Origin of the sequence: Dapis hubbardiae BLCC-M172, from assembly GCF_050016015.1 — a bacterium.
Classification (GTDB): Bacteria; Cyanobacteriota; Cyanobacteriia; order Cyanobacteriales; family Microcoleaceae; genus Trichodesmium.
In genome coordinates, this window is record NZ_JBNHEQ010000312.1 from 9288 (window position 1) to 13104 (window position 3817).

The window sequence follows — 3817 nt, forward strand, 5'->3', positions numbered from 1 at the left end:
TTTTTCGGATAAATTCGGAAGTAAATTTAGGTTGATAGTTTCAACATCAGGTGTCTCAAATTGCTAAGATGCACAATTTTATATTTTAGGTTATAGAGAATATTAGGGAAAATTTGGAAGAGTTAAAAATACTTTACCAATGGATAATTGATAATTGAGCGTGAATCCCCAGAGGTTTAAAATTTATCAGTTTCAAAGGATTATTGATATAATAATACAGTTTTCACGACCAACTCTCCATTATTTATTATTAATTAATCAGATTTCCCTATCTTCAATTCCGTTACGGTTTTAACCAGAGGTAATTATCAATAATTCATTATCCATTAATCAATGAGTTCATCTAATTACTTCTATATTTATTTTTTTACCTCTAATTAATTAGACCAATCAACTTAATATTTTCTTACTTTTTTAGCAATAATATTTTTGGCAGTTTGATTTAGAGCAAATCTACATTAAAATTATTCATTTTTGCTTTGGCTCATACCAAGCCTAAGAAATGATTGTTACAAATTAATTTTAGGTAAGTATCTCAGCAAAATTGTTTACCTATTCCGATTCTCTGTGGTCTTTATAAGTAAGTCTAAGAATTCAGTTTTTATAGATGTGTAATTAATTTTGCACGACCACTTATTAAGTATTAGATGTTAATTAGTAGGTTTTAGCTAGTCAGTCAATATTTATCTTCTAGGATTATGAATTAAGTTTGACACCATCTTATTAGTATTTCTAACCTAAGAATTCATACTTCAGCTATCAGTTTCATACTAAATATCCTTAGAAGATGGAGAAATTTAAGTAACTAGCCTAGAATAACTTGATTTAGCACTATAGGTTCCTGACAAAGGATAATTATTGATAGATTGAGCTAAAATTTCAATCTATTACTAACAGAAAATCAGCTAACTTTAGATATCCATAAAAATCCCCCCTCTTTCATTTTTATTGGTCAATACTGACAGCTAATATATCTTTGCGGAGCATTCCGGTGCCGAAATACTTACTTTGTAAAATTTTTTTTTTAGCTCGTATTACCGAAATATTGTGGTTTAAAGCCTCCCCTTTTAAGGGGATAATAAATAAAAATTTTCCTGTTTGTCAATCCTCTCCTTTTCAAGGAGAGGTAATTCTAAATTCTTAATTCGCGCATTCTTAATTATTGAATCATTTTACTGAGATTTAGACCTAAGCATTTTGTGTAATTTAACATTCAAATTTTTAGTTTTCCTAGACTCTATTTCCCTATAAAACTTCAGTTAAAGCTAAAACAGTCATTTAGAGTTAAATTACCAGATAATATCAAATATGACTAATTGCATATCTATAATCACCCGATAAAAATGATTTTAGCTAATCAAATTAATAGTTGTTTCAGTGGATGTAATATTCAAGAGTTTTCCTAGAAGAAATTTTATCTATAGCAGTCGCAATTACTATGAGAACATTCTTAAACTGTCAAACTTAGTTACAGGAATAATGTACGGGGAAATGACCATTCCCCCCTACTTACTTCTGACTTCAGCTATATTTCCTGTTCTAGATACTACTTTATAGCTAATTTAGTTATCCAAATAGATAAAAACCAAGCTAGTGAAAGTAATATCAATATTGAGTTTAATTGTCTCTGTTTCCTATAGTTTCAAAAACAATGATAAATACTCCAATTGCCTGGTCAGCAGACCAAGCAAAAAATTCCTAACTTCTCCTCCGAATATGAAAATACTCTGATGCTACCCAGCCAAAATACTTGAACCGACAAAAATATAGATTTTTTTCACAACTGCTATTGCAGTTGCCCATTCTCAATGGTAAAAGCAATAAATCTTTAACCACTGAGAAGAGCTTCAACGAACTCATAACTAGAAAATGGACGGAGGTCTTCTATGCTTTCTCCCACACCAATAAAGCGAATAGGCAGACCCAATTGCTTGACAACAGCAAGTGCAACACCACCTCTAGCAGTTCCGTCGAGTTTTGTCAATACTACCCCACTCAGTTTAGCAGCTTTGGCAAATACTTCTGCTTGCCGTAAACCATTTTGACCAAGTGTAGCGTCTAACACCAGTAGGGATTCTACCACCGCATCTGGTGCTTTTTTCTCTACTATGCGATGAATTTTACTCAGTTCGTCCATCAAATTTTTCTTGTTTTGCAGTCTCCCGGCTGTATCTACCAGTAGTAATTCTGTATTTCTGGTTTGAGCCGCTACTATAGCATCAAAAACTATGGCTGCTGGATCAGTATTTTTACCAGGATTAGCAATTACCTCTACCTCACTCCGTTGTCCCCAGATTGTCAACTGTTGTACTGCCGCAGCTCGAAATGTATCTGCTGCTGCAATTAAACATCTGTAGTCTGACTTGGTAGCTAAATGAGCAATTTTACCGATAGTTGTAGTCTTACCAGCTCCATTTACACCATTCAAGAGCCAAATATTTAAAATATCCTTTTCTGGGACAAAAGTTAAGTTATATGCGGGACTAGCTATTTCCGAGTCTTTGAATGGCTCATCCAGAATATCTCGTAAGATTTTTTTCAAATAAGCGATCGCCTCTTTTGGAGGTAAAGCTTCTTCTCGCAATTTATTTTGTAGTGTTTCTATGATATAATCAGTAGCCTCTACTCCAACGTCAGCTTGTAGTAACATGGACTCTATTTCCATGACTGCATCTTGATTCAGAGGTCCTTGACCTACAATAGCCCTCAATTGGTTGAGCAAGTTGCGCCGAGTTCTATCTAAGCCTTGTCGTAATTTCTTCAGCCAAGAAATTTCTTCGGCAGAAACTTGATCTGGGCGACGACCTTGACCTGCTAAAACTTCTGCTGACCAAAGAAATGCTTCATCAAGAATTAGGGGGTCTATTTCTTCTATTTCAGAATCTACAGTTGTTTGCTGGAGAATTTCTGGTTCTGGTTCTTCTATGGCAGTTTCTTTGAGACGTTCTACTCTAGCTTGTCTTTCTGCTTGAGCTTTTGCCCAGAAAGGTAACTCTTCAGATGCTTGAGTTACTGGAGCAGTTTCTTCTATTACTGAATTTGACTCTACTGGAATTTCTAATTCTGGGGCTTTTACTTCACTAGGGGTTGTTTCCCCTACAGTTGGGATTATTTCAGGCTGAGTGTCTGTAGATGTAGATTCTGTTTTTTCTACTACAATATCTTCTTGTTCTTCAGCTTTGAGCTGCTCTGATATGCTTGGCTCAACTTTTGCTGTTGTTGCAGGTGTTTGATTTTCTAGCTTTTCCTCTGTTTCAACAGTATCTGTAGCGGTTTGAGATACTACTTGAGTTTTTTTCTGTTCCTGAATATTTTTGTAGGCTGCTTTTGCCCAACTCAAATAATCCTCTGTACTCTGTGTGGACTCCTGCGCTGATTTTTCTTGTGATTCAACTTCTGCTTCTACTTTTTCTTTTTCTTTGTTAGGTTCAGGTTTTTCCTTTGAAGTTTTGTCTGAACTGTCATTATACTTACGACGGAACCAATTAAAAACCATATTTATTTTAGATATTACTATTTTAAATAGTCTATCTTATACTGAATTGTGTTGTTATTCTCTAACACGCAGGAATTAGCACTTGCTCTCTCAGGAGGACTTTGTTGTATTGATGAATTAGTAGGTTTGTCCCTTAATTATTTGTCTCTTTGATTTTCTTTCCCAGATTACTGTCAGAGTTTTTAGTTCTCAACTTAATAAATACTATAGCGCTATAGTTTTAGGAATTACCTCTAGTCTAGTCTAATTTTTCTGTCTAATTCCAGCCTCAGTCAAATCTAACTTTTAACTTTTGAGTTTGACTATAATTGTGCCTCACTC

At 34.3% G+C, this 3817-nt stretch carries 1 protein-coding gene; it reads right to left on the bottom strand.

Annotated features, from left to right (window positions below; translation table 11 throughout):
* Positions 1-1828 precede the first annotated feature (1828 nt).
* Positions 1829-3496 carry a signal recognition particle-docking protein FtsY gene (gene ftsY / locus ACP6PK_RS29185; protein WP_426564960.1) on the bottom strand — a complete coding sequence of 556 codons (1668 nt, stop codon included), beginning with the start codon at positions 3494-3496 and terminating at the stop codon, positions 1829-1831.
* Positions 3497-3817 lie beyond the last annotated feature (321 nt).

What these genes read in the sequence shown, in the direction of transcription:
- ftsY (WP_426564960.1), bottom strand. Translation starts at nt 3,496, where the DNA reads ATGGTTTTTAATTGGTTCCGTCGTAAGTATAATGACAGTTCAGACAAA.